The sequence below is a fragment of the Candidatus Rhodoblastus alkanivorans genome (assembly GCF_022760755.1).
GTDB lineage: Bacteria > Pseudomonadota > Alphaproteobacteria > Rhizobiales > Beijerinckiaceae > Rhodoblastus > Rhodoblastus alkanivorans.
The window spans coordinates 3,729,866-3,749,629 of the sequence record NZ_JAIVFP010000001.1 but is presented as its reverse complement, the minus strand read 5'-3'; the positions used below and the strand labels follow the sequence as shown (position 1 = coordinate 3,749,629).

The following is a 19,764-nucleotide window of genomic DNA, read 5'->3' as shown; positions in this document are numbered from 1 at the left end:
TATTGCATCAAGCTTTGCGCAACCCATAGTTTCAGAACCAAGCTCATGGATTCGGAAGTCAAGTCCCCCCTCTCGCCGAATTCCGCGCAGCCGACGGGGGATGCCGGGCTGACGGGTCTGGCGCTGATTTCGGGCTATTACCGCATCGCCGCCGAGCCTGCGCAATTGCGCCATCAGCTTGCGCTGACGGGCCGCCTGGCCGAGGCCGACGATCTTGTGCGCGCCGCTCATATCCTGGGGCTGAAATCCCGCGTGGTGCGCAACGCGAAGGCGGAGCGTTTCGCGGCCCTGCCGCTGCCGGCGATCATCGGCCTCAAGGACGGCGGCTTCGCCGTGCTCGCGGCAGGCTCCAGCAAGGAGCGGCTGCGGCTGATCGACCCGATCGATCACAAGGCGCGCGAGGGAAGCGCGGAAGAGATCGCGGCGCTTTCGTCCGGCGAGATCGTCCTCGTCACCCGCCGCCTCGGCGGCGCCGGCGTCGATCCCAGCACCTTCGGCTTCAAATGGTTCCTGCCGTCAATCCTGCGCTATCGCCGGCCTTTGGCGCAGGTGGTGGCGGCCTCGCTGTTTGTGCAGCTCTTCGCTCTGGCGACGCCGATCTTCTTCCAGCTCGTCGTCGACAAGGTGCTGGTGCACAAGGGCCTGTCCACCCTGATCGTCCTCATCGTCGGCATGGTCACGCTCGGCCTGTTCGAGTCGATCCTGCAATTCCTGCGCGCCTATACCCTGAGCCACACCACCAACCGGATAGATGTGGAGCTGGGGCGGCGCCTCTTCCATCATTTGTTCCGGCTGCCGCTCGCCTATTTCGAGACCCGCGCCGCCGGCCAGACGGTGGCGCGCGTGCGCGAGCTCGAAACCGTGCGCGCTTTTCTCACAGGGCAGGGCCTGACCTCGCTGCTCGACCTCGTGTTCACGGTGATCTTCTTCGTCGTGATGTTCATCTATTCGGTCGAGCTTTCGCTGGTCGTCCTGGCGACGATCCCGATCTATCTGATCATCGCGACTGTCCTGCGGCCCTTCCTGCGCGAGCAGATCAACGAGAAATTCAATCGCGGCGCGCGGTCGCAGCAATTTCTGGTCGAATCGATCGTCGGCGCCCAGACCCTGAAGGCGGCGAGCGTCGAGCCGATGATGCAGGCGCAATGGGAGGAGCGCCTCGCGGCCTATGTCCGCACCTCCTTCGACGTCGGCGTGCTCGGCTCGCTCGGGCAGAACATGATCCAATATGTCAGCAAGGTCACGACCGCGCTGATCCTGTTCTTCGGCGCCAAGGCGGTGATCGCCGGCTCCCTGACCGTCGGCGAACTGATCGCCTTCAACATGATCGCAAGCCAGGTGGTGCAGCCGATCCTGCGCCTCTCGCAATTGTGGCAGGATTTCCAGCAGGTCCAGGTTTCCGTGGCGCGGCTCGGCGACATTCTCAACGCCCCGCCGGAGCCGACGCCGCAGAGCTTCCTCACTCTGCCGCCTTTGCGCGGCGCGGTGGAATTTCGCGGCGTGACCATGCGCTACCGGCCGGACGCGCCGGAAGCCCTGCGCAATGTCAGCCTGTCGATCGCGCCGGGCGAGGTCATCGGCGTCGTCGGCCAGTCGGGCTCGGGAAAATCGACCCTGACCAAGCTGGTCCAGCGCCTCTACAGTCCGCAGGTCGGCCAGGTCATGATCGACGGCGTCGACGCCGCCCAGCTCGATCCGGGCTGGCTGCGCCGCCAGATTGGCGTCGTGCTTCAGGAAAATTTGCTGTTCAACCGCACCATCCACGAGAATATCGCGCTCGGCGATCCGGCCATGCCCCGCGCTCTGGTGATGCAGGCCGCCCGCCTCGCCGGCGCCGACGCATTCATCGCCCAGCTTCCGCAGGGCTATGACACCATCATCGAGGAGCGCGGCGCCAATCTCTCGGGCGGCCAGCGGCAGCGCGTCGCCATCGCCCGCGCCCTCGTCACCAACCCGCGCATTCTCATTCTGGACGAGGCGACCTCGGCGCTCGATTACGAGAGCGAGCGCACCATCCAGAACAATATGAGCGCCATCACCCGAGGCCGCACCACCATCATCATCGCCCACCGGCTCGCCGCCTTGCGCCCCTGCACCCGGATCGTCGGCATGGCCGCCGGCGAGATCGTCGAAATCGGCGCGCATGCCGAGCTTCTGGCCCGTGGCGGCCTCTATGCCAAGCTCTGGCAATTGCAGTCTGACCAGTCGAGGGTTGGCGTATGAACGAGCGAGCCGAGCCACCGAAAACGCCGGAAGAGCCGCGCTCCGGGAAGGGCAAGCCCGCGCCGTTGCCGACCTCCGGCGTTCGGGGGCCGGACCGCGAGTTTCTGCCCGCCGCGCTGGAAATTTTGGAGACGCCGCCGCCGCCCGCGCCGGTCGCCTTCATGCTGACGATCTGCGCCGTCTTCTTGCTGGCGCTGGCATGGTCCTTTTTCGGGCGGCTCGACGTTTACGCCGTCGCGCCGGGCAAGGTCGAGGTGGTCGGCCACGCCAAGGTGATCGAGCCGCTCGATGCCGGCCGCGTGATCGCCATCCATGTCGCGGAGGGCGCGCGGGTCAAGGCCGGCGAACTTTTGATCGAGCTCGATCCGACTGAGGCGCTGGCCGATGAAAAGGCGGCGAGCGACGCCATGTACGCCAATCTGGCGGAGGTCGAGCGCCGCCATTTCGCCGTCGCCGCCGTGCGCTCCGTCAAGCAGAAGCTCGACGCGAAACCGGAGGAAGACGCGACGGCGAGCGAAATTTCGGCGCTTGAGTCGATCGCCGCCGACGCCGACGAGACCATCCACTGGGCCGCTTCGATTCCGGAATTCATCCGGGGACGCGAACTCGCGGTGCTGCGCGCCGATCTCGACCAGCTCTCCGACAATCTCGCCGATCTCGACAAGCAGATGGCGCAGAAACGGGCGACGCGGAAGCGCCTCGACATGAGCATCGGCTTCCAGGAATCGCTGATCCAGACCTTGACCCAGCTGGTCAAGACGCGCCAGGACGCGATCAACCTGCACGTCGGGACCAAGATCAATCTTTACGACGCCACCGAGCAATTGCAGAGATCGCAATCGACGCTCGCCTCCGACCAGGGCCAGCTGATCGAGACCGCCGCCGCGCTTAGCGAGCTGCAGGGCCAGAAGTCCAAGGTCGTGGCCCAATTCATCGCCGACAACATGAACAGGGCCCTGGAAGCGGCGCGCAAGGCCGACGAGGCGCGCCAGAGCGGCGCCAAGGCGGCGGCGCGGCTGGCGCGAACGAAGCTTTACGCGCCGATCGACGGCGTCGTCCAGCAATTGGCGGTCACGACCGTCGGGCAGGTCGTCACCACCGGCCAGCAGCTCATGACCATCTCGCCCCGCGGCGGACATCTTCAGGTCGAAGCTTTGGTTCCCAATATCGACATCGGCTTCGTCAGGCTTGGCCAGGAGGCGTCGGTGAAGGTGGACGCCTTCCCCTTCACCCGCTTCGGCGTCCTTCACGGCAAGGTGTCGGCGATCGCGCCGCAAGCCGTGGACGAACAGGCGGCCAAGCGCGCTTTGGCCAATGTGACCGCCGACGCCAATGCCGCCAATGCGCCGGCGTCAAGCGCGCCGGGCCAGCCCGACGTCTTCGTCTTTCCCGTCACCATTGCGCTCGACGAAACCACGATCAAGATCGGCGACGCCCATATCCCGATCGCGCCGGGCATGACCGCGACCGTCGAGATCAAGACGCAACAGCGCCGGGTGATCGATTATCTGCTGTCGCCTTTGGCGAAGCTCTCCTCCGAGGCCTTCCGCGAACGCTGACCGCGCGCCGCCAGAGAAGGCCCCTACGGCTTGAGAAAGCGGCGCGCGAAGCGCGCGAGGGCCGGCGTGAGCGTGGGGCGCAGGAGCCGTTTGTCGTAGCCCGCCATGCGGCGGTCGTTCTCGGCGAGGCAGAGATCGATCAATTCCGCCGGCGACAGGTCCACGCCGATCGCGCTCGATCCCTGCATGGCGAAATTGGCGTCCTGCATCTCGCCCGCCTCGTCGAGGCCGCGCGCAATGCCGATCCGTTCATAGATGAGAAAAGCCCAGACCGCGATTTCGGTGAGGCGGAAGGTCAGGCGCCTCCACACGGGCAGGTTGCGCCGCCGCCACGCCACCCAATTGACGAAGAACAGGATATGGCGCGCCTCCTCCTGGATCACCGGCTCGAAGGTCTCGATCAGTTCTTCGGGGAAAAAACCCGAGCGGCGCGCGGTCTCGAACAGGCCGAAGGCGAAGAAACTATCGATGCATTCGCTGTAGCCGGTCACGAGCCAGGCCCAAACGGCATGTTTAGGCGCGGGATAGTCGGGCTCCGGAGCGAGCTTGACGCCATAGGCCTCGACCAGCTTGGACAGGACGACCTTGTGGCGCGCCTCCTCGTCGGCGTCGAGCTCCAGCGCCTGGCGCAGCAGCGGCTCCTCGACGCTCGCGGCGAAGGTCTTGACCCGGATCGAGGCGCGGCCCTCGGTCTGGACCGCAATGTCCCAGATCGGCAGCGAGGTCACCCGCGCCAGCGCGTCCGGCTCGAGCTTCGGCCAGTCGATGACCGCGGGCTTGTATGGATTATGGGTGTCGAGCAGCATTTGCGCGAACATGCGCAAATGTTCGGGCGAGCCGATCCGGACCGGGCCGGTTTCGCCCGCCGTCCAGTTACGCATGACGAAATCGCTGGCCTCGATCGCCGCAACGGTCCCGGTCATCTGGTCAGGTCTCCAAAGCGAGCCATTCGCTCGCGCTTCGGGATCATCCATAAACCAGGACGATGCGGGCGTCAGCCCTCGCGTATCAGGCGGTCGCGCGTGGCGCCTTGACCGGACCGATATCGACGCGAATCTCGTCGTCCGCGACCTCCAGTTCGTAAGCATGAAGGGCGTTGCGGACCATATGGGTCACGCATTTGCCGTCGGCGGCGTCGAACCCCCATTGATGGATGGGGCAGGTGACCTTCTTGCCATCGAAAACGGCGTCGGTCAGGGGCATGTCGGCGTGCGGGCAGCGGCCGCGATAGGCCTTGAGTGCGCCACCCTCGGGCCAGACCAGCAGCACGCTCTTCTTGCCGACCTGGAATAGGCCCATGCCGCCTTCGGGAACGGCGTTCGTGTTGCAGACGAAGGTGAAAGCCATCGGAATCGCCTCGCGAGATGAAAGACCGTCGCGAGGCTCGCAAATTGCGGGCCATGAAAACGGGCGGCGAATGTCGCGAAGCCGACGCCCGCTCAGCGAGGATGATCCGCGCGCCACTGGCGCACGACCGCCAGCGTGTTGGAAATATGCTTGTGGGGCGAGGAATCCTGAAAAGCGTAGATGATCCGGTCGTCCGGCGCGATCACATAGGAGACGCGGCTCGCCATCATTGGGCCCAGGCCGCCGAGCTTCAGCATCTGCGAATCATAGGCGCGGATGACCTTGCCGTCGGCATCGGCGCCGACGGGGAATTTGTCGCGACATTCGCGCGAGGAAAATTCGATCTGGGTCGCGATCGTATCGTTCGAGACGCCGATCAAAGTCGCGCCGACGGCGGCGAAACTCGCGGCGTTCTCGGCGAATTCATGCGCCTCGATGGTGCAGCCGGGGGTGAAGGATTTCGGGTAGAAATAGAGGACGACAGGGCCTTTCTTGAGCGCTTCGGCCAGATTGAAGGTGAAGGTCTTGCCGCCGAGTGCCGCCTCAAGGGTGAAAACCGGCGCAATATCGCCGACCTTCATCGCCGCCCAGCTCGCGGTCGAACAGATGAAGACGAAAAGTATTCCCGCGGCCAGCCGTTTCATCGCGCTCCCTCCGAACCGATACGCTCTTGCGGAATCGTCGGTTCATCTCAAAAGGGGAGGCGGCGTTTCAAGCCGACTTGAAACGCCGCCCCTTTGGCAAAGATGTTTCGTCCGCTCAGGCGGCGAGGTCGAAGCGGTCGGCGTTCATCACCTTGGCCCAGGCCGCCGCGAAGTCACGGACGAGCTTTCCGGCCCCGTCCTTCGAGGCGTAGACCTCCGCGATCGCACGCAATTGCGCGTTCGAGCCGAAGATCAGATCGACGCGGGTCGCGGTCCATTTCACCGCCCCGGTCTTGCGGTCGCGGCCCTCGAAAACATCCTCGGCGACGGACATGGCCTTCCATACCGTGCCCATGTCGAGGAGATTGACGAAGAAGTCGTTCGTCAGGGTCCCCGGACGCGTGGTGAAGACGCCGTGCCGGGATGGGTCGGCATTGGCGTTCAGGGCGCGCATGCCGCCGACCAGGACCGTCATTTCGGGCGCGGTCAGGTTCAGCAATTGCGCCTTGTCGACCAGCAGCTCTTCGGCCGCGACATTGTAGTTGCTGTTGAGATAGTTGCGGAAGCCGTCGGCGATCGGCTCCAGCACCGCGAAGGAATCGACATCCGTCTGCTCCTGCGAGGCGTCGGTGCGGCCGGGCGCGAAGGGAACCTCTATCGGGTGTCCGGCGTCCTTCGCCGCCTTTTCGATCGCGGCGCAGCCGCCAAGCACGATCACGTCGGCGAGCGACACTCTCTTCTTGCCGGATTGCGCCGAATTGAACGCCTTCTGGACGCCTTCAAGGGCTTGAAGCGCCTTGGCGAGCTGGGCGGGCTGGTTGACTTCCCAGTCCTTCTGGGGAGCAAGACGAATGCGCGCGCCATTGGCGCCGCCGCGCTTGTCGGAGCCGCGGAAGGTGAAGGCCGAGGCCCAGGCGGTCGTCACCAGTTCGGGGATGGTGAGGCCCGAGGCCAGGATTTTCGCCTTGAGGTCGGCGATGTCGGCGGCGCCGATCAATTCGTGATCGACGGCGGGGACCGGATCCTGCCAGATCAGCTCCTCGGCCGGAACTTCCGGGCCGAGATAGCGCGCGCGCGGTCCCATGTCGCGGTGGACGAGCTTGAACCAGGCGCGGGCGAAGGCGTCGGCGAACTGATCCGGATTCTCGTAGAAGCGCCGCGAGATTTTCTCATAGGCCGGGTCGAGCCGCAGCGAGAGATCCGTCGTCAGCATGGTCGGCTTGTGTTTCTTCGCCGGGTCGAACGCATCCGGAATGCTGGCGTCGGCGTTTTTCGCCACCCATTGATAGGCGCCGGCCGGGCTCTTGGTCAGCTCCCATTCGTTTTCGAACAGGTTCTGGAAGAAATGATTGCTCCATTTGGTCGGCGTCTGGGTCCAGGTCACTTCCGGGCCGCCGGTGATGGCGTCGGGGCCCTTGCCTGTGCCGTAACGGCTCTGCCACCCGAACCCCTGCTCCTCAAGCCCGGCGGCTTCCGGCGCGGGACCGACCAAAGCGGCGTCGCCGGCGCCATGGGTCTTGCCGAAACTGTGGCCGCCGGCGATGAGGGCGACGGTTTCCTCGTCGTTCATGGCCATGCGGGCGAAGGTCTCGCGGATGTCCACGGCCGCGGCGACCGGATCGGGATTGCCGTTCGGACCTTCCGGATTCACATAGATCAAGCCCATTTGCACCGCGGCGAGCGGGTTTTCGAGGTCACGCGCGCCGGAATAGCGCTTGTCCCCGAGCCAGGTGTCCTCCTTGCCCCAATAGGTGTCGTCCGGCTCCCACGCGTCCACGCGGCCGCCGCCGAAGCCGAAGGTCTTGAAGCCCATCGATTCCAGCGCGCAATTGCCAGCCAGGATCATCAGGTCGCCCCAGGAGATCGCGTCACCATATTTCTGCTTGATCGGCCACAGCAGGCGGCGGGCCTTGTCGAGATTTGCGTTGTCCGGCCAGCTGCTGAGAGGCGCGAAGCGCTGCTGGGCGGAGCCGGCGCCGCCCCGCCCGTCATGGATGCGATAGGTGCCCGCGGCGTGCCAGGCCATGCGGATGAACAGGCCGCCGTAATGGCCGAAATCGGCCGGCCACCATTCCTGCGAATCGGTCATCAGGGCGAAGAGGTCGTTCTTCACCGCCTGCAGGTCGAGCTTTTCGAACTCCTTGGCGTAGTTGAAGTCCCTGGCCATCGGGCTGGACAGGGGCGAATTCTGGTTGAGGATCTTGAGATTAAGCTGGCTCGGCCACCAGTCGCGGTTGGATCGGCCCTCGAAAGTCGCATTGGGACGGATGCCGTGCATCACCGGACATTTGCTGATGTCGTCCATAACTTGCCTCCGTTCGTGGCTTGGTTTCGCCATTTGCGCACGCGAAGGCACGGTATCCGACCCGCCAGACCGGGTGAAATTGATTTTCGCTATGTCTCTGACAAGAAAAATTGATCGAGGCGAAGCGGTTCGGCCGGGTTTTCGGCCTTGAAGCGCAAGCGCGACAATCGGCCGCGCCGTTGCGCAATGTGGCGCTGCGCGCGCCCTGTTTTCACAGCGGCGCCACGCTGACCGGCCAGGAAGAGCGCGCCGCCACGCCGCCGGCCAAATGAGGCCACGCGGTGCGACCGGTTGATTCCCGGTGCGGAAAGGGCCAGATTCGTCCCGGCCTCGCGGCGCATGGCGCCGCGAGGCCGGGAGCGGGCGAGGCGCGGCGGCTCCCATTGAAGACCTTCATCGCCGGGAGTTTGTCATGGCCGCCAGTCCAACCGACATTGTTCTCGATCTTCCCGCGCCGGATTTTTCCCTGCCCGGCGTCGACGGCCGGACTTATTCCTTCGCCGATATCGCCGGCGCGAAGGGGACAGTCCTCGTCTTCATCTGCAATCATTGCCCCTATGTCCTCGCCGTCATCGACCGGCTCGCGGCTGACGCACGGAAGCTGATGGCCGAGGGAATCGGCTTCGCCGCGATCTGCTCCAATGACGCGGCGACCTATCCAGACGATTCCTTCCCCAAAATGAAGGTCTTCGCCAAGGATCACGATCTGCCCTTCCCCTATCTCCACGACGAATCGCAGGCGGTCGCGCGGGCCTATGGCGCGGTCTGCACGCCGGACTTTTTCGGCTATGGCGCCGACGGCAAGCTGAAATATCGCGGCCGCCTGGACGAGGGCCGCACCAGCCCGCCGCCGCCAGGGGCGCGGCGCGAATTGCTCGAAGCCATGCGCGCCATCGCCGCGACCAACGAAATTCCTGCCGACCAGACGCCCTCGATCGGCTGCTCGATCAAATGGAAGGCGACGCGGACAGCCTGACACAAGTCACGGGCGTTTTTCTGCCGTTCAGGGACGGCCCATCCATCGCGGCGCGTCGCGATGGAAACGGCGGCCATGATACTCACGGCGTCTCAAGCGAATGCGCAATGCGGCGCGCCGGGCGTGGGCGGCGCCGGTCTTGCCGCCGCCCTGCTTTCCGGCGGCGACGAGCGCATCGCCGTCGATCCCATGAGCGGGCGCAATCGCTATGGGCTGACCGCCCGGCCTGCGCCGGACGAGATTTTTTTCTCCTCTTCGACCGCTTCGGCGATCAGCCCACTCGGCTGGGCGGCCGCCGTGACGGCCTGGCGCCGCCTGGCTTGCGAAACGGCGGGCGAAAGGCTCGCCCTCCCGGCCTGGTTCGACGCCATCCGCCGCCGCATCGCGGCTCATGCCGGCGGCGGCGAAGCGATATTGGCCGCCTCCGGCACGGACGCCGAGCTTCTCGCGCTCGCGCTCGCGGCGCATATCGTCAAACGGCCGATCACCAATATCGTGGTCGGCCCGGGCGAGACCGGGCGCGGCGTCGCCTTGGCCGCGGCCGGGCTCCATTTCCAGCCTTCGGCCCGGCGCCGCCGCGTCGCCGGCTGGGAGAGCCTGGACGTCGCGGTCGAAACCGTCGAAATCCGCGCGCCGGACGGTTCTCCGCGCCCGCCGGGCGAAGTGGACGCCGAGGTCCTCGCCAAGGCCGAGGCCGCGCTGGCCAGGGGGCGCGGGGTGATCGCCCATCTGCTCGACGTCTCCAAGACCGGCCTTGCCGGCTTCAGCCGCGCCGCCGCGCTGGCATTGCGCGCCCGCGCGCCGGAGCGGGTCGTCGTGCTGGCGGATTGCTGCCAGATGCGGGGTGCGGCGCCGCTCCTGCGCGACCTGCTCGACTGCGGCTTTCTCGTCTCGGCGACCGGCTCCAAATTCTTTGGTGGGCCGCCCTTTTCCGGCGCTTTGCTCGTGCCCGACGCGCTGCATGCCCGGTTGCGCGATCTGCGCCTTCCCGAGGGACTGGCGGCGCATTCGGCGCTCTATGACTGGCCGGCGCCTTTGCGCGGGGCGGCGGCGGGGTTCGGAAGCCACGCCAATATCGGGCTCGGCCTGCGCTGGGAGGCGGCGCTCGCGGAAATGGACCGTTTTCGCGCCGTTCCTCCGGGACTCGCCCAGGCGATCACGGCAGGATTTCGCGACCTCGTCGAGGCGGATGCGCGCGAGGCCGGCCTGACGGTCCTGGGCGAGGCGGGCGAAAGCATGGATTGGGCGCGCACGATCGTTCCCATCGCCGCGCGCCGCGCCGACGGCCTGCCCCTGTCGCCGGAACAAGCGGAGGCGCTTCAGCGCGCCCTGCGGCGGCCGGCCGAAGCGCGGGGATATGCGGCAAAAGTCTTCCATCTCGGCCAGGCCGTGGCGGTCGGGTCCGATCAGGCCCTGCGCGTCTGTCTCGGCGCGCCGATGCTCAGCGACATCGCGCAACGATGCGCGACAGGCGTGCGGCTCGACCGCGCCCTCGCGCCGCTTGCCGAAGACATCGCCGCCCTGTTCGCGAAATGGCGGCGCCTGTTGAGATAAAGCCATATCAAAGGAGAGCTCCTTGCGTTTTTCGATCTCAAACGCCCGCGCCGGGACGGCGGCGACGCCCCTCATCGGGCTCGCGACCATCACCCGCCTCGCCATGCAAGGCGCCGATCTTGCACCCCTGATGTCCGACCTCATTGCGCGTATCGAACGCGACGGCGGCGACGCGGCGGCGTGGCTCGATCTTTCGACCATCCAACAGGTCATGGGCCATCGCGCCAATCGCATGGCGCTGCAGGCGGACGCATTGAGACGGGCGCGCCATTTCACCCATGCGCCATCCGGAGCTGCGCCTTTGCGGCTTCTGGCCTTGATGGCGCCGGGTGATTTCATGGCCAATACCCCGCTCGAATTCCTGCTCGAAGGCGGCGCCGTCGCGCTCGACGCGCTTTATCTCGCGCCTGACGGCTCCCTGCCTGAGGCGCTGCCCGACCATGACGTCGCTTTCGTCGCGGCAGCGGAGGCCGACGGCAATCTCCCCATTCTGGAGAGGCTCGCGGCGGCGGAAAGGTTCTGGCCGCGTCCGATCGTCAATCCGCCGGCGCGGATCGCCGCCGTGACCCGCGACGGCTTCGCCAAGCTGATGCAGGATGCGCCCGGCGTCGTCGTCCCGCCGGCGCGGCGCATGAATCGCGCGGCGCTCGGCGCAGGCGGCGGCCTGGAACATCCCTTCATCGTCCGTCCGGTCGGCTCCCACGCCGGGGAGGGATTGCGCAAGATCGAAAGCCGCCAGGACCTCGACGCCTATCTGGCCGAAACGGCGGACACGGATCATTATATCGCGCCCTTCGTCGATTATCGTGGCGCCGACGGTCTGTTCCGGAAATATCGCATCGCCCTGATCGAGGGCGCGCCCTTCGCCGTCCATATGGCGATCTCGCCGCGCTGGATGGTCCATTATCTCAACGCCGATATGATGGACAATGCCGCCAACCGCGACGAGGAGGCCCGGTTCATGGCGAATTTCGACAAGGATTTCGCTTGCGCCCATGCCGAAGCCTTCCGCGCCGTTCATGCGCGCACGGGCCTTGATTATGTCCTGCTCGACTGCGCCGAGACGCGGGAGGGTGAACTGCTGATCTTCGAGGCCGGCACGGCGATGATCGTCCATGCGCTCGATCCGGCGGAACTTTTCCCCTACAAGCCGCCGCAGATGCAAAAGATCTTCGCCGCCTTCGAGGCCATGATTCGGCGCAAAGGCGCGCCGCGCGTCCGGGCGGCGTCGTGATTTGCGGCTCGCGGCTCGACCCCGCCGATTGGGAGGCGTTCCGCGCCGAGGCCCACGGCGCGCTCGATCGTATGATCGACCATATAAGCACTGTGCGCGATCGGCCGGTCTGGAAAGTCGCGCCGCCGGAAATCCGCGCCCGTTTCATGAGCGATCTGCCGGGGGAGGGCTCGTCCCTTGCCGAGGCGCTCGACATTTTCGAGACGGCGATAAAGCCCTACGCCACCGGCAATCTCCATCCCACCTTCATGGGCTGGGTGCATGGCGCCGGCACGCCGGTCGGCATGGTCGCCGAAATGCTCGCCGCCGGCCTCAACGCCAATTGCGGCGGCCGCGACCATATCGGCGTCGAGGTCGAACGCCAGATCACGCGCTGGATGCGCCAGGCCTTCGGCTTTCCTGAAGATGCGGCGGGGCTTTTCGTCACCGGAACCTCGATCGCCAATTTCCTCGCGCTGCTCATCGCGCGCTATGCCCTGCTCGGCGACGGCTTGCGGCGCTCCGGCCAGCCCGCGTCCGTCGCCTTGCGCGCCTATGCCTCGGAAGCCGCCCATGGCTGCATCGCCCGGGCGATGGAAATGGCCGGGCTCGGCTCGGACAATCTGCGCCGCGCGCCCTGCGGCCCCGACGGCGCGGTCCGGGTCGAGGCTTTGCGCGCGATGATTGCGGCAGATCGCGCGCGCGGCGCGACGCCTTTCCTGCTGGTCGGCTCAGTGGGCACGGTCAATCTCGGCGCGGTCGATCCCCTGGACGAGCTGGCCGATCTCGCGGCGGAAGAGGGGATCTGGTTCCATGTGGACGGCGCCTTTGGCGCGCTCGCCGCCTTCTCGCCGCGCCTCGCGCCGCTGCTCAAGGGGTTGGAGCGGGCCGATTCCGTCGCCTTCGATTTCCGCAAATGGGGCCAGGTTCCCTATGCGGCGGGATTTCTCCTCACCCGCGACGGCGACGTCCAGCGGCGAGCGTTTATGGGCGCCGACAGCTATCTGACAAGGGCTGCACGCGGCCTTGCGGCGGGCGAGGCCTGGCCGTGCGATTATGGGCCGGACCTGTCACGAGGCTTCCAGGCGCTCAAGACATGGTTCACGATCAAGGTCTTCGGCGCCGATGCGCTCGGCCGCTGCATCGAGGAAAGTTGCGACCTCGCGCGATATCTGGCGCGACGCCTGACACAGGGCGGGCTTTTCGAGGTCAAGGCGCCGGTGACGCTCAACATCGTCTGCTTTGGCGTGCGCGGCCGGGAGGCCGGGCCGCGCAACCGCGCCATCGTCGAATATGTTCACGCCTCGGGCGCGGCGGCGCCCTCGGTGACGATTCTTGACGGCGAGGCGGTCATTCGCTGCGCCATCGTCAACCATCGGACCCGGCGCGAGGATATCGACGCCGTGGCCGCCGCCCTGGAAGGGGCCGCGCGGACCGTCGCGGCGGAGAACGCGCCGCTTGCATGACCTTGGCGCCTGCGACAAAAAGCGCCGGCAAAGGGTGCGGAGTCAAAGCTGAAATCGAACGGTCACTTGATTGTCGTTTGGCTGTAAACAGGCCGCAATGTGGCAACATTAAGGAAGCCATGGCTAAACTCTGGTGGGGATTGGCAAATGGCGAATGGATTCAAGAAATGGCTGGCTTCGGGCGTTGCGCTCGTCGCCCTGTTGACTCCGGCTTTGGCGGATTCGACCAGCAATATGTGGCGCGGCGAGTTCTCGGGCAAACAGACGCAAAAGCTGGCGCATATGCAGCCGAATGCGACACCCGACGTCGAGCCCTATACGCGCAATCACGATCCCGACATGGATTACAGCGCCGAGAAGCAGGATCGCTTCATCCGCGCGCTGCAGAAGCGGGTGAAGTTCGTTTTCGTGATTTTCAACGAAAACCAGTCCTTCGATGCCGAATTCGGCACTTTTCCGGGCGTCAACGGCCTCTATTCCGACGGCGAAAATCCGCGCTCGGCGGCGAAAACCCCCGGCTTCACGCAGACCTACACCGATCAGGCCACCGGCCTCACGGTGAGCGTGCAGCCCTTCCTGATCGGTCCGCAGCAGAATGCGACCTTCGCCGACAGTGTCGATCATTCGCACACCGGCCTCGCCAAGAAGATCGACGTCGGAACGGATGGCGTCGCCAGGATGGACGGCTTCGCGGCCGACGAATATGGCCGCTACGCCAACGGCTCGGCCGCCGGCCAGGCCAAGGGCAAGCAGTTCGCGCGGCTCGTCATGTCGCATGTCAATTGCGAGACGATTCCCTTCTTCTGGTATTGGGCGTCGCGCTTCACCATTTTCGACAATATTTTCGCGACCGAAGACACGCCTTCGACGCCGAATGCGGTGGCGATGATCGCCGGCCAGTCTGGAGAGAGCCAATGGGTCCTGCACGGCTCCAATGGCGCGGCTTATTTGGCGGCGTCCCCGGTGTGCGGCAACACCTATTCCGGCGGAACGACCCAGGGCGTGCCGCTCGTCAACGATCCGCAGCCCTTCTACGGCTCGGAATTCGACGGTACGACGACCAATCGCGAGCCGGCGGGCTGCGGTGAATATTACGGCTCGACCAATATCGCGACCAACCTGACCTTCGCCAGCCTGCCGCTCAGCTTCCTCGGCGGCCAGGCCAAAGCGGCGTCCAATTTCGACCGCAACAAGAAGTTCGATCTCATCGACGTGGTGCAGGACATCAAATTCCTGACCAAGAGCGGCAGGAATCCGGTTCCGTGGCGCTGGTACCAGGAAGGATATGATCTCGAGCCGACCGACACGACCTCGACCGCGAGCCATCTCAGCTATGTGAGCCATCACAATGGCGCGCAATATTTCGGCTATATCGCCAACAATCCGAAGTTGAGCGGCAAGATGCGCGGCCTCGGCGATTTCTTCAGCGACATCGCCAATGGCAAGATGCCAAATGGCGGCGTCATCTATATCCGCGGCGGCTTCAACAATATCCAGAGGCTGACGCCGCCGATCCAGAACAAGAACTTTCCGGCGGCGCTCACCGCGTCCGATATCTCGACGATCCAGGCGTCGAAGGCGGGCGACGACGACCATCCGTCCTATTCCGACCACCAGATCAGCGAGGCCATGGCCGCGCGCGTGGTCAATGCGGTCGCGAGCAACGAGAAGCTGTGGAAAGAGAGCGCGATCGTCATCACCTATGACGAATCCGACGGTCATTACGACCACGTTCCGCCGCGCATCCTGTCCTATGGACCGGACAGGCTGCCGCTGTCGCGCGGCATTCGCGTCCCGCTGATCCTGATCTCCCCCTTCGCCCGGGCCCACGCGGTTTCGAGCGCGGAAGGCGATCACAACGCGATCATCGAGACGATCAACGCGATCTTCGGCCTTGCGCCGCTCGCGACCCTGCCCGACGAGGCGAATGCGCTCGCCGCCGGCAACTCGCTCGCCTTCAACCAGTACGGTCCCGCGGGCTTCCAGCAGAAATATCTGGGACCGCGCGATCTGCCGGCTTCGGTCTCCCAAAGCCTGCTTTCCGGTTTCGACCTCGCCCGTCTCGAAGGCCGCAAGCCGCTGCTGCCGGCTTCGCTGGCGATGATCCCGGATTCGGTGGTCAACACCCTGCCGCATCTCGGCAACGGGCCCGGCGGCGCCTGCAAGGCGATCGGCGTGGTCCCGGAAGACCAGCGCCAGCGCATCACCAACGTTGTTCCGGCCGGCTTCAACACCCTGCCGTCAACCTTGTCGAAATATAATTGACCGGCGCGTTTCGCCGGCCTCGACGATCGACTTCGGCCCGCGCGTCCAGCGCGGGCCTTTCCTATCCGGCGGCTTCGCCGCGACCTTCGACTCCGTGGACAAGATGCTCTCCAGACTTTCCGCTCTGTTCCTCCTCGCCGGCGCCCTTGCGGCGCCTTCCGTTTGCGCCCAATCGCGTCTCGCCGACATCAAGGCCCGCGGCCATCTGACCTGCGCCGCTTTCGCGCGTCCCGGTCTGGCGTGGCAGGCCGGGTCCGGCTGGAAGGGTCTTTATCCAGACATCTGTCAGGCCATTGCGGTCGCCGCTTTCGGTTCGGATGCGAAGATCGAATTCGAGGCGATCGACCTGCCCAAGGATAACACGGCCCTGAATTCCGGCTCCTTTGACGTGCTTTTCCTGACCGAACCGGAAATCGCCGAGACCTCCCTCGCCCGCAAGGTCGCGCCGGGGCCGGCCGCTTTTTTCGAGACCTACGCCGTCATGGTTGAGGATGATTCGACGGCGAAGACGCCCGAGGACCTTGCCGGCGCGCCGGTTTGTTTCCATGAGGCGGACGCCGCGTCGCAGGCCTTCGAGGAACGCCTCGACCGGAACGGCAAGAGCTTCGTCGCCATGCCTTTCCAGGAGGACGTCGAACTGCTCGACGCTTATAATTCGCGCCATTGCAAAGCGGTGGCGTCGGAGGCGACCGACCTGATCGGCCTGCGCCGGAGGAAGGGCGTCAACCATTTCGATAGCAAGATCCTCGCCGAACCGCTGGCCGTTTTTCCCATCCTCACGGCGACGCCGATCGGCGACCCGCAATGGACGGCGGCCGTCTCATGGGTCGTTCATTTTCTTCACGCCGCCGAGCGGCCCCAGACCAGATTGCGGCCGGGCGGGGCGAAGGCGATCAGCCTCGACCTGACGGCGCTGGGTCTCGAAAAGTCGTGGCGAGAAAATATACTGGCGACGGTCGGCGATTACGGCGCGATCTATGCGCGCAATCTCGGCGACAAATCGCCATTCAAACTGCCGCGCGGCGTCAATGCGTCCTGGAGCGGCGGCGGCCTGTTCGCCCCGCCCACGGCGGAATGATCGTCCCGGCGCAATTCGGGCGAAAGCCCTGAACCCAGGCCCGCGACCCGCCTGATGAACGTTCCCGCCGATCGCCCCGCGATCGGCTTGTTCGGTCGCCTTCCGCGGTCCCATGCCGGATCCCGAAAAATACGCCCCGCCATTCGGCGGGGCGCAATTTTGATTCTACCGGCTGGCGCGAGCGAAAACCTCAGTTCTTGCCGTAACCATAACCATAGCCGCCGAAGCGGTCGTGATCTTCACCATGGCCATCGTGACGAGCGAACTGGAACATGTCCATCATGTCGCCGATCGCCGGCGAATTGACCGGCACATAGGGATTTTCCTCGGTGCGCGGGTTCGGCAGGTTGTCGCGGCTGCGCGAGGTGATCGGCGGCAGGTCCCAGTTCGCCTCGATGAACTTCACCACCGACGCGTGGTCGGTATAGCTGTGGTTGATGTGGCCGCCCGTCGAATATTTCGACACGATGATCATCGGAACGCGCGTGCCGTCGCCGAAGAAATCGACCGGCTGGACATAGCCCGAATCCCAATAGCCGCCGCCCTCGTCGAAGGTGACGAGGATCGCGGTGTCGTCCCACAGCTTCGGATTGGCCTTCACCATGTTGACGATCTTCTTGGTGAAGCCCTCGAAGAGGTTGAGCTTCGAGGAAGCCGGATGGCCGTCGACCAGGCCGCTCGGCTTGACATAGGACACAGCCGGGAGGTCGCCGCTCTTGATTGCGGCGTAGAGGTCGGTCGTATCCTTGATATGGGCCGCGCGCTGGCCGGCGTCGGTCATGATCGAGGTGGAATATTGCGCCCAGTTACAGATATTGCAGTACTCGTCGCCGTTATTCCACTTCAGCTGATATTTGTCGGTCAGATAGATGTTGTACTGGTCGCCATAATAGGCCCAGCCGATTTTGTGATCGTTGAGTTCGTCGCCGATGCTGCGGACGCTGGTCGGCGGAACCGTGAACACATAATTGTCCGGGTTTTTATCGGCATAGGCGTTGGAGCCGTCGCCGAAATAACCCGGGTTGTAGTTGTTCATGAGATAATAATGGCCGTTCTGGCAGCGTGACGGAACCGGCCGGCGCAGGGCGCCGAGATAGTTGAGGATCGGGCCGACGCCGGGCTCGGTCGCGTCGGCGCAAGCGACATAGGAGCCGCCGCCGTAGCTGGCCTTGGGCGAAACCGCGGTCGGCGAGCCCGAGCCGCCGCCATAGCCGTCCTGAATGTAATAATTATTCGTGCCGGGCTGCGGATTGGGATTTTCGATCTCGCTCAGCGCCGAGCCGCCGGGGCCGGTCGCGCCGGGCGCGGACGGGTTCACCGTGTTGTGCGGCGGAACCGCGGCATGGCCGGCGCCGTCGGAGAACCAGATCGCGTCGGCATAGCCGAGCATGACGTGGTTGGCGCCGGTGCCGCCGGCGACGCCCTGATGATAATTGTCGCTCATCGTATAGTCGTCGGCGAGCTTTTTCAGATAGGGCGCGTCGCCATTCTCGACGTTGAAGAAGCCCATCGAGGTCGAGCCTTCGCCGGTCGTGGAATCGTTGAAGCCCGACGGCTGCGCCGCGCCATTGGAGCCGGCGCCGACGGTGGCCTCGACCCAGGGATACAGATCGTTGCGGCAGCCGAAACCCTTGGCGCCGTGGCCGCGGTCGGCCTTGCAGTCGAGCTGCTGCCACATCTGGAAGAAGCGATGGACCGGGCTCGCCGCATAGGCGTCATAGGGATATTTGGCGTTGGTCAGCTGATAGGGGCCGTTCGGCAGGTGGCTGGCGTCCTTGCCGGCATAGAACACGCGCGCGTCGGGAACGTGGCTTGCCTGCCCAGTGCCGCCGGTCAGCAGATATTTGTAATAATTGTCGGGCAGGCCGTTTTCGATTGTCTTGGCGAAAGCGATATTGGCGTCCGCGACGCAGGAGGTTGCGTTGACGCCGAGCGCTTTGCAGAAATAGGGCGCTGCGGGGCCGCCGGTCAGCGCCGGAGGCAGGACGGCATAGGGGCCGGTCTGCGTCGGGGCGTTCTGATAAGTCGTGGTGTCGCTGGCTTGTTCTTGAGCGGCTTTGCTGTAGTCCGGGCCGGGCGAGCCGTCGGCCTTGACAATGCCTTCGGAGAGCAGGTTCAGCACTTTCTCGTTTTTGTTGACCGGCTTATAGGTCGCGAAAATATGGTCGAAGCTGCGGTTCTCGCCGATGATGACGATGACGTGCTTGATCGGCGTGCGGGTCTTGATCGCCTCCGCCGTGGCGGCGAAAACGAGGCTCGGCGTCATGGCGTTGGCCATGACGGCGCCGAGCGCGACGAAGGAGCAAAGATGACGTTTGAGTCTGGTCGTGTTGAACGCATGATCGCGCATGGATTTTGACCTTTTCCCTGCGATGAAAGGGGGTGCAAAATTGCGCGTGCACCATGACGGAGCTTGATGATTGTTTGATGAGTTTTAAGAGACAGATCAATGACATAAAGAAAGCATAAAATAGTCGCTTTTTGGCAAATCGGTACTTTTGCTCAATGTTCGCCCCTTTTCGCCGCCCTCATGCCGTCGAAGGCCTTCGGCGAAACGATTTTGGCCGGCGGCGGGCGTTCATCGCCCTCTTTTCCGCGCGGCGGGGGGGCCGGCGGCGGCTCCGGCGCGGCGCGCGCCGCATCGTCGTAATCGAGGCCGAAATGGAGCAGGCTGGCGTTCAGGCGCAGGGAGATGTCCTGGCGCGAGATGCCGGCGACCGTCCAGCTTTCGAAGGTCTCGCCGACGCGCAGCCATCGCCCTTGCGCATCGGCGTCGGAGGTGACGAAGGCGCGCGTCGAGCGATCGAAGGCGATGATGGCGTGCAGCTTCAGTCCGGCGGGCGGCGGCGAGCCATCCCCGTCGCTCGCCGCGTCCTGCGCGCCGCGCCAGGGCCGCCGCGATTTGGTGAACAGAGGCCGCGCCAGGGTTTCCGGGTCGTCTCCGGGCGCGGCGACAGGCTCGTCCGATGGCGCGGCCGGCATGATCGCGGCGGACGCTCGCCGCGGAAGATCGACGACGGCGGCGTCGCCGGCGACACTGCGCCAGGCGAAACCCGCGGCCGCGACATCGATGACGGCCAAAACGGCGAGCGTAATTGTCTTGAGCCTGTTCAACGCCTCCCTCCGGGCCGGCT

The 19,764-nt window shown here is 65.2% G+C and carries 15 protein-coding genes; 9 read left to right on the top strand and 6 right to left on the bottom strand.

What is annotated here, in order from left to right; all coding sequences use genetic code 11:
- The first annotated feature begins 45 nt into the window (after window positions 1-45).
- Window positions 46-2,223: a type I secretion system permease/ATPase gene (locus tag K2U94_RS17420; protein WP_243068423.1), complete on the top strand. Its 2,178-nt coding sequence runs from the start codon at window positions 46-48 to the stop codon at window positions 2,221-2,223.
- On the top strand, window positions 2,220-3,782 hold the full coding sequence (locus K2U94_RS17415) for an HlyD family type I secretion periplasmic adaptor subunit (protein ID WP_243068422.1): 1,563 nt from the start codon (window positions 2,220-2,222) through the stop codon (window positions 3,780-3,782). The genes K2U94_RS17420 and K2U94_RS17415 overlap by 4 nt, the downstream gene beginning before the upstream one ends.
- Window positions 3,783-3,805: 23 nt before the next feature.
- On the opposite strand, the gene K2U94_RS17410 is transcribed toward K2U94_RS17415, so the two are convergent.
- From K2U94_RS17410 to katG, 4 genes are all read right to left on the bottom strand, one after another.
- Window positions 3,806-4,705, bottom strand: a complete 900-nt coding sequence (locus K2U94_RS17410; RefSeq protein ID WP_243068421.1) for a hypothetical protein — start codon at window positions 4,703-4,705, stop codon at window positions 3,806-3,808.
- Between the two features lie 85 nt (window positions 4,706-4,790).
- The gene (locus K2U94_RS17405) at window positions 4,791-5,129 is read right to left on the bottom strand and encodes a Rieske (2Fe-2S) protein (RefSeq protein WP_243068420.1); all 339 of its coding nucleotides are present in this window, start codon (window positions 5,127-5,129) and stop codon (window positions 4,791-4,793) included.
- 92 nt (window positions 5,130-5,221) lie between these two features.
- Complete coding sequence (locus K2U94_RS17400; RefSeq protein ID WP_243068419.1) at window positions 5,222-5,773, bottom strand: peroxiredoxin; 552 nt, start codon at window positions 5,771-5,773, stop codon at window positions 5,222-5,224.
- A gap of 115 nt (window positions 5,774-5,888) precedes the next feature.
- The gene (gene katG, locus K2U94_RS17395; RefSeq protein WP_272884879.1) at window positions 5,889-8,078 is read right to left on the bottom strand and encodes a catalase/peroxidase HPI; all 2,190 of its coding nucleotides are present in this window, start codon (window positions 8,076-8,078) and stop codon (window positions 5,889-5,891) included.
- Between the two features lie 110 nt (window positions 8,079-8,188).
- Between katG and K2U94_RS17390 the strand changes: the two genes are divergently transcribed.
- The 7 genes from K2U94_RS17390 (at window position 8,189) to K2U94_RS17360 (ending at window position 16,630) form a co-directional block, all read left to right on the top strand.
- Complete coding sequence (locus K2U94_RS17390) at window positions 8,189-8,350, top strand: hypothetical protein (RefSeq protein WP_243068418.1); 162 nt, start codon at window positions 8,189-8,191, stop codon at window positions 8,348-8,350.
- Between the two features lie 140 nt (window positions 8,351-8,490).
- The gene (locus tag K2U94_RS17385) at window positions 8,491-9,054 is read left to right on the top strand and encodes a thioredoxin family protein (RefSeq protein WP_243068417.1); all 564 of its coding nucleotides are present in this window, start codon (window positions 8,491-8,493) and stop codon (window positions 9,052-9,054) included.
- Window positions 9,055-9,129: 75 nt separating this feature from the next.
- A complete protein-coding gene (locus K2U94_RS17380) occupies window positions 9,130-10,608 on the top strand; it encodes a hypothetical protein (protein WP_243068416.1) in 1,479 nt (492 codons plus the stop codon).
- A 22-nt stretch (window positions 10,609-10,630) separates the two neighbouring features.
- Window positions 10,631-11,842, top strand: a complete 1,212-nt coding sequence (locus K2U94_RS17375; RefSeq protein WP_243068415.1) for an ATP-grasp domain-containing protein — start codon at window positions 10,631-10,633, stop codon at window positions 11,840-11,842.
- Window positions 11,839-13,287 (top strand): pyridoxal phosphate-dependent decarboxylase family protein, encoded by a 1,449-nt coding sequence (locus K2U94_RS17370; protein ID WP_243068414.1) that lies wholly within the window; start codon window positions 11,839-11,841, stop codon window positions 13,285-13,287. Before K2U94_RS17375 ends, K2U94_RS17370 begins: the two co-directional genes overlap by 4 nt.
- Before the next feature lie 147 nt (window positions 13,288-13,434).
- The gene (locus K2U94_RS17365) at window positions 13,435-15,552 is read left to right on the top strand and encodes an alkaline phosphatase family protein (protein WP_243068413.1); all 2,118 of its coding nucleotides are present in this window, start codon (window positions 13,435-13,437) and stop codon (window positions 15,550-15,552) included.
- A 94-nt stretch (window positions 15,553-15,646) separates the two neighbouring features.
- On the top strand, window positions 15,647-16,630 hold the full coding sequence (locus K2U94_RS17360) for a type 2 periplasmic-binding domain-containing protein (protein ID WP_243068412.1): 984 nt from the start codon (window positions 15,647-15,649) through the stop codon (window positions 16,628-16,630).
- A 190-nt stretch (window positions 16,631-16,820) separates the two neighbouring features.
- On the opposite strand, the gene K2U94_RS17355 is transcribed toward K2U94_RS17360, so the two are convergent.
- A complete protein-coding gene (locus K2U94_RS17355; protein ID WP_243068411.1) occupies window positions 16,821-18,980 on the bottom strand; it encodes an alkaline phosphatase family protein in 2,160 nt (719 codons plus the stop codon).
- A gap of 152 nt (window positions 18,981-19,132) precedes the next feature.
- The gene (locus K2U94_RS17350) at window positions 19,133-19,744 is read right to left on the bottom strand and encodes a hypothetical protein (RefSeq protein ID WP_243068410.1); all 612 of its coding nucleotides are present in this window, start codon (window positions 19,742-19,744) and stop codon (window positions 19,133-19,135) included.
- Between the last annotated feature and the right edge of the window lie 20 nt (window positions 19,745-19,764).

Coding starts and splice junctions, on each gene's coding strand:
- K2U94_RS17420 (WP_243068423.1), top strand. CDS start 46: ATGGATTCGGAAGTCAAGTCCCCCCTCTCGCCGAATTCCGCGCAGCCG.
- K2U94_RS17415 (WP_243068422.1), top strand. CDS start 2,220: ATGAACGAGCGAGCCGAGCCACCGAAAACGCCGGAAGAGCCGCGCTCC.
- K2U94_RS17410 (WP_243068421.1), bottom strand. CDS start 4,705: ATGACCGGGACCGTTGCGGCGATCGAGGCCAGCGATTTCGTCATGCGT.
- K2U94_RS17405 (WP_243068420.1), bottom strand. CDS start 5,129: ATGGCTTTCACCTTCGTCTGCAACACGAACGCCGTTCCCGAAGGCGGC.
- K2U94_RS17400 (WP_243068419.1), bottom strand. CDS start 5,773: ATGAAACGGCTGGCCGCGGGAATACTTTTCGTCTTCATCTGTTCGACC.
- katG (WP_272884879.1), bottom strand. CDS start 8,078: ATGGACGACATCAGCAAATGTCCGGTGATGCACGGCATCCGTCCCAAT.
- K2U94_RS17385 (WP_243068417.1), top strand. CDS start 8,491: ATGGCCGCCAGTCCAACCGACATTGTTCTCGATCTTCCCGCGCCGGAT.
- K2U94_RS17380 (WP_243068416.1), top strand. CDS start 9,130: ATGATACTCACGGCGTCTCAAGCGAATGCGCAATGCGGCGCGCCGGGC.
- K2U94_RS17365 (WP_243068413.1), top strand. CDS start 13,435: ATGGCGAATGGATTCAAGAAATGGCTGGCTTCGGGCGTTGCGCTCGTC.
- K2U94_RS17355 (WP_243068411.1), bottom strand. CDS start 18,980: ATGCGCGATCATGCGTTCAACACGACCAGACTCAAACGTCATCTTTGC.